Annotated in this window: 7 protein-coding genes; 2 read left to right on the top strand and 5 right to left on the bottom strand. The window is 69.2% G+C overall.

Translation table 11 applies throughout. The annotated features are described in order from the left end of the window. Together AC27VN_RS29995 and AC27VN_RS29990 are read left to right on the top strand one after the other, a co-directional pair. The coding region (locus AC27VN_RS29995) for a tripartite tricarboxylate transporter substrate binding protein (RefSeq protein ID WP_490878908.1) at positions 1-836 on the top strand (836 nt) is incomplete at its 5' end. An 18-nt stretch (positions 837-854) separates the two neighbouring features. Beyond that, positions 855-1,148, top strand: a complete 294-nt coding sequence (locus tag AC27VN_RS29990; RefSeq protein WP_490878907.1) for a YciI family protein — start codon at positions 855-857, stop codon at positions 1,146-1,148. Positions 1,149-1,182: 34 nt separating this feature from the next. Here AC27VN_RS29990 and AC27VN_RS29985 read toward each other — a convergent pair whose 3' ends face one another. The 5 genes from AC27VN_RS29985 to AC27VN_RS29965 all read right to left on the bottom strand — a co-directional run. Further along, positions 1,183-2,772 (bottom strand): class I adenylate-forming enzyme family protein, encoded by a 1,590-nt coding sequence (locus tag AC27VN_RS29985; RefSeq protein ID WP_490878906.1) that lies wholly within the window; start codon positions 2,770-2,772, stop codon positions 1,183-1,185. Between the two features lie 93 nt (positions 2,773-2,865). Continuing rightward, positions 2,866-3,678 carry an SDR family oxidoreductase gene (locus tag AC27VN_RS29980; RefSeq protein WP_490878905.1) on the bottom strand — a complete coding sequence of 271 codons (813 nt, stop codon included), beginning with the start codon at positions 3,676-3,678 and terminating at the stop codon, positions 2,866-2,868. Between the two features lie 21 nt (positions 3,679-3,699). Further along, positions 3,700-4,515 carry a helix-turn-helix transcriptional regulator gene (locus AC27VN_RS29975; RefSeq protein ID WP_490878904.1) on the bottom strand — a complete coding sequence of 272 codons (816 nt, stop codon included), beginning with the start codon at positions 4,513-4,515 and terminating at the stop codon, positions 3,700-3,702. 149 nt (positions 4,516-4,664) lie between these two features. Beyond that, on the bottom strand, positions 4,665-5,465 hold the full coding sequence (locus AC27VN_RS29970; protein WP_490878903.1) for an enoyl-CoA hydratase/isomerase family protein: 801 nt from the start codon (positions 5,463-5,465) through the stop codon (positions 4,665-4,667). Positions 5,466-5,493: 28 nt separating this feature from the next. Next, on the bottom strand, positions 5,494-6,033 hold a 540-nt coding region (locus AC27VN_RS29965; protein ID WP_490878902.1), incomplete at its 5' end, for an acyl-CoA carboxylase biotin carboxyl carrier protein subunit.

The raw sequence follows: 6,033 nt of genomic DNA, 5'->3' as shown, positions 1-6,033 counted from the left end.
CCGACGTGGTGGCGCGCGCGATCGCGATGGGGCTGTCGGAGTCGATGGGCCAGTCCTTCTTCGTCGACAACAAGCCCGGTGCCAGCACCTTGATCGGTTCGGAGCTGGTGGCCAAGGCGGCGCCCGACGGCTACACGCTGCTGGTCGCGAGCGTGCCGCATGCCACCAACCCGTGGATGATGAAGAGCATGCCCTTCGACACCGCGAAGGCCTTCGCGCCGATCGGCCTCGCGGTGCAGTCGCCGTTCATCATGGTGGCCTCGTCCACCTCGTCGATCCAGTCCTTCGACGATGCGCTCGCGGCGGCGCGCTCCAAGCGCCTGTCCTTCGCCTCCACCGGCAGCGGCACGGCCGACCACCTGTCGATGGAACTGCTGGCGCTGCAGTCGGGCGTGACGATGACGCACGTGCCCTACAAGGGCACCGGTCCCGCGCTGGCCGACCTGATGGGCGGCCACGTCGACCTGATGTTCGCGAACGTGGTCGCGGCCGCGCCGCTCGTGAAGTCGGGCAAGCTGCGCGCGCTGGCCGCGTCGACCGCGCGGCGCTCGCCCTCGCTGCCCAAGGTGCGCACCGTCGCCGAAGCCACGGGCAAGCCCTTCGACGTCAGCGCCTGGACCGGCGTGCTCGCGCCCGCGGGCACCGACGCGGCCATCGTTGAACGCCTGAGCGCCGAGGTGCGCAAGGCCCTGCAGACGCGCGCCACGCGCGAGGCGCTGACGGTGAACGGCGCCGAGCCGGTGGGCAGCACGCCGGCGGAGTTCCAGGCCTTCATCGCGCGCGAGATGAAGACCTGGGGCGAGATCATCGCCAAGGCCGGCATCACGCCGAGCTGAACCGAACCGGAGAGCGGCATGCCCTACGTCATCCTCGCGCTCGACCAGCCCGACGCGCAGGCACTGCGCGAAACGCTCAAGCCGGCGCACCTCGACTACCTGAGCGAGCGGCAGCAGCGCATGCTGGCCGGCGGCGCGGTGCTCGACGAGGACGGCCGCGCGATCGGCGCGCTGATCATCGTGGACGCCGACGACCGCGCGGACGCGGAACGCTTCATCTGCGACGACCCCTTCGCGCAGGGCGGCCTGTTCGCCTCGGTACGCGTCATGCCCTGGCGGCAGGCCTTCTTCGATCGGCGACGCACGAAGTGAGCGGTCCCGCCGCGGCGGGCGCGGCAACGCAGATTCATCCGGCGCGCTCGTAGAAGGCCAGGTTCGCGCGCCGCAACTCGAACTTCTGGATCTTCCCTGTCGACGTCGTGGGCAGCGCCGGCACGAAGACGATGTCCTTGGGCACTTCGAAACCGCCGAGCTGTTCCTTGCAATGCGCGATCACCTCGTCCGGCGTCGCCGCCATGCCCGGCCTGAGCACGATGAAGGCGGTGATCGCCTCGCCCCAGCGGTCGTGCGGCAGTCCGACCACCGCGGCGTTGAACACCGCGGGGTGGCGCAGCAGCACCTCCTCGACCTTGATCGACGGCACGTTCTCGCCGCCCGACTTGATCATGTCCTTCAGGCGGTCCATGAACAGCAGCTGCCCGTCCTCGTCGAACATGCCCAGGTCGCCCGAGTGGTGCCACCCGTGGCGCCAGGCATGCGCCGTCGCCTCCGGGTCCTTGTAGTAGCCGAGCATCACGCTCGGGCCGCGGAACACGATCTCGCCGACCTCGCCGCGCGCCAGCAAGCGGCCGTCGTCGCCCATGACCGCGACCTCGTTGGCGGTGGTGGCGACACCCCAGTAGGCGCCGAAACGCCGGCGCTGCTCGTGCGCCTCGAAGACGGTGGCGGGCGCGATGACCTCGGTCTGGCCGCCGGGCTGCATGAGGTTCGGGCAGAACTCGTCGAGCATCCGGAGCACCAGTGCCTTCGACATCGGCGCCATCGCGTAGATGCACAGGCGCAGGCTGCCCAGGTCGCGCCGGGGCTTGTCGGGGTGCGAGAGCATGGCCGCGTACATCATCGGCAACGCGGCGATCACCGTGACCTTGTGGCGCTCGATCGCCTCGAGCATGGCCGCCGGATCGAAGCCGCGCTGCACCAGCATCGTGCCGCCCACGGTCAGCAAGGTCATCATCACCGTGTACTGCCCGATGTGGAACAGCGGCAGCATGCCGCTCCAGACGTCGCCGGTGGTGCTGCTGTGCCACGCGATCGCGCTCGAGGTCAGCGCGGCGTACACCGAGGCATGCGAGTGCATCACGCCCTTCTGCCTGCCGGTCGTGCCGCTGGTGTACATGATCAGCGCCAGCTGCTCGCTCTCGATCTCCACCTCGGGCAAGGTCACCGGCCCGCTGGCGATCGTCTGGTTCACCGTCGAAACGTCCGCAGCCGGAACGTGGTCTGCCGGGCACACGAGGATGGGAACGATGCCCCTGGACTCGACGAGCGCGCGCAGCTCCGGCCTGGCGTAGAAAGCGGCGTCGATCACCAGCGACCGCACTTCCGCATGATCGAGGATGTAGCCGATGGCCTCCGGCGCCAGCGCGGTGTTGATCGGCACCCAGACGCGCCCCGCCTTGTGGATGCCAAGGATGGCGCAGATCGTCTCGATGGAGTTGCCGCACAGCATGCCGACGGCGCCGGCCTGGCCCGCATCCTGGCCCAGGAGGTGATGGGCGAACCGGTTGGCAGCCTCGTCGAGCGCCCGGTACGACACGCGCGTGTCGCCGTCGATCAGCGCGGTGCGCTCGCCGAAGCGGCGCGCCGAGCGGTGCAGCACGTCCCCCAGCGCAATCCGCCGGATGCGCCGTTGCAGCGCGTCGAGTGAAGTTTCCATGGCTTGTCTCCTTGTGCGGGAAGGCTACCGCGCCGGCGGCGCGCGGTCTTGCGTCGACTCGTCGAGCCGTTCGCTCCCGCTCGGCGGACCGCCCTACAGCGCGAGGGCTGCGTCCCCCGCCGACTCCAGCGCGGGCTTGACGCTTTCGAGGGCGCCGCCGCCGTCGCAGGGAATCAATGCACCGGAGATGTAGCCGGCGAATGGCGATGCCAGGAACAGGGCCAGGTTGGCGATGTCGTCGAGGCTGCCGAAGCGTTTGAGCGGCACCGCATCGAGGGCCCGCTCGCGCTCCGACGGTGCGGGCGCCATCAGCTTGCGAAAGCCCTCGGTCCCATCGATCGGGCCGGGCGAGATCGAGTTGATGCGGATGCCCTCCCCGCCCCACTCCAGCGCCAGCACCCGCGTGAGCTGGTCGATGCCGGCCTTTGCCGCGCAGGCATGCGCCTGGTAGCGCATCGGAACGAAGGACTGCGGCGCCGTGATGTTGATGACGGACGCACCCGGTTTCCTCAGGTGCGCATAGGCCTGGCGCAAGACATGGAAACTACCGACCAGGTCGATGTCGACCACCACCTTGAATCCGTTGGACGACATGTCCTTGGCCTCGCAGAGAAAATTGCCCGCGGCTCCCGACACCAGTGCGTCGATGGGGCCGAAGCGGTCGACCGACGCCTGCAGCGCGCGGCCCACGGCATCGAAGTCGCGCACGTCCGCGCTCACGCCATGCACCTGGCCGCCGTGGCGGCGCAGTTCGGCCGTCGCGGCTTCGACGTTCTCGGGCTTGCGGCTCGCCACGGTGAGCTTGGCACCCTGCCGCGCGAAGGCCTGCGCGATGCCGAAATTGATGCCCGTGGTGCCGCCGAAGACGACCACGTGCTGTCCGCTGAAATCGAAATCCACCTGCATTGAAATGTCTCCTGCGTCGCGCTAAGCCACGCGCCCGTGCACGTCGATCTTGCGGCCGACCGCGAAGATCGACTTCGGCGTCAGCCCGTAGACCTGCCGCACCGAGTGGCTGAAATGGGTCGAGTCCGGATAGCCAGCGTCGAGCGCGATCTGCGCGAGGTTCGCGTCCTGCGTCACGTAGTAGAGAACGCTGCGCGCCCGCTGCCAGGTTCGAAAGCTGCGAAACGGCGTGCCTGCCTCGGTCTTGAAAAGATGCAGGAAGCGCGACACCGAGAGGTGCGAGGCCTCGGCGCAGTCCTGTGCCGAGGTGTGGCTGTTCGGGTCGTCCTTGATCTTCGCCAGCACCGCGCGGATGCGCCGGTCGATGACACGCGGCTCCAGCGCCTGGCCGAAAAAGCATTGGTCGAAATCGGCCGTCTGCAGCGTCTGCTGGGCCGTTCCGCTCTGAAAGCGCTCGAGCGCGCCGCGCAACGCACTCGCCGTTTCAGGCGCCTGCACCGCCCCACGCCCATTGGCAATGAACGCGGGCAGCTTGTCGACCGCCACGCTGTCGGCTTCGATCAGGATGTCGCAGATCATGCGGTCGCCCGACACCAGCGAGTGCGAGACATAGGGCGGCACCACCGAGAGTTCCGCTTCCTGCCAGGGCCCGCCCTCGATGGAGATGCGGTGCGTCTTGCTCAGCGACACATAGATGGAATAGGCGCCCAGCTCCCGCACCATCGGTTCGCCGACCAGGCCCACGTACAGGACCCGGTCGACGTTCAGCCACATCATCGAATCCGGCCAGGCCGGCCCCGCCGCGGGGCCCCGCGCGGGTTCTGGATGAGGGGGCATGAGCGTCTCCTTGCTTGGCTTGACCGACGACGCCCCGCCAGGACCTGCCATTGCGGCATGCCCCGTGGGACGTCTGCGCCGATTCTGACGGCGGTGTACGGCGGTCGTCCATAGCATTTCCGATAGCTCGCTCGAGTAGCCCGGCGCGCTCAGCGCCCCGTCCATGCCGGCCTGCGCTTCTCATTGAAGGACGCCAGCCCTTCCCGGGCGTCCTCCGTCATGGCCATCAGCGCGATCTGGCCCTCGGTGTAGGCGATGCTCTGGTCGAAGGACATCGCGTCCATGGCCCGCATCGCGTACTTGCCGCGGCGGATGGCGGTCGGCGACTTGCCGGCCAGCCGGTCGATCAGCCATTGCGTCCTGGCATCCAGCTCGGCGGCCGGCACCACGTAGTTCAGCAGGCCGTTGTCCAGGGCCTCCGCGGCGTCGAAGGGCTCGCCCGTGATGCACCATTCGCGCACCTTGCGGCGCGGCGCGACACCGTTGAGCACGCTCAGCACCTGCATCGGGAAGAGGCCGATCTTCACCTCGGGCAGGCCGAACTGCACGTGGTCCGCCGCGATCGCCATGTCGGTCATGCACAGCAGGCCGAATCCGCCGGCCATGCACACGCCGTTGACCCGCGCGATGCTGGGCAGGGTGGCGTTCTGCGCGTCGCGCAGCAGGTCGGCATATTCCACGTTGGGCCGGGAATGGTCGAAGCTGAATGCCGCGCCAGGCTGGAGATCGCCGCCGGCGCAGAAGGCCTTGTCGCCCGCGGCGGTCAGCACGATCACGCGCACCTCCGGATCGGCGTGCGCCTGCCGGTAGCCCTCGCGGATGCCGGCCACCACCTCCTTGCTGATGGCATTGCGCTTGTCGGGGCGGTTGATGGTGATCCAGAACGCGCGCTCGCGTTTCTCGAGCAGGACCGCCGGCGCGGTGCCGACGGGGGTGGTCGTGTCTCTCATGGTTTTTTCCTCGGGGGTGGTTGTGGGTTCAGCGCGCGGCGGCCGGGCCGCCCTCCACGGGTGCGGCGGCGACGATCTCGGCCACCACGCGGCTCGCGGCCACCTGCTCGCCCACCGCCACATGCAGCGCGGCGAGCGTTCCGGCCACGGAGGCCACGTGCACGTGTTCCATCTTCATGGCCTCGAGCGTGACGATGGGTTGACCGGCCTGTACCGTGTCGCCGACGGCCGCGAGCACCGCGACCACGCGCCCGTTCATGGAGGCACGCAGCTTGCCGTCGCCGCCCGCCTCGCCCTGGCGGGCCGATGCGGCCCGGGTCTTGTCCTCGATGCGCAGGGCCCGGCCGCGGTAGTGCAGCAGCAGCAGCGCTCCGTCGCGATGGAAGGCCGCGCTCTCGGTCACGCCGTTGCACAGGAAGCGCACCGAGGCCTCGTCCACCTGCGCGATCTCGATGGCGAAGTCCCGCGCGTCGCCGAGGCCGACCTGGAAGCGCTGCCGCGTGCCCAGCACGACGCTGGCGTTCCAGCTGTCGCCGCCGAGCTCGAAGCGCTGCGAGATCGGCAAGCC

The sequence above is a fragment of the Variovorax sp. 20P10.2.4 genome (genome assembly GCF_058244205.1).
This window is presented reverse-complemented; position numbering and strand designations above follow the sequence as displayed.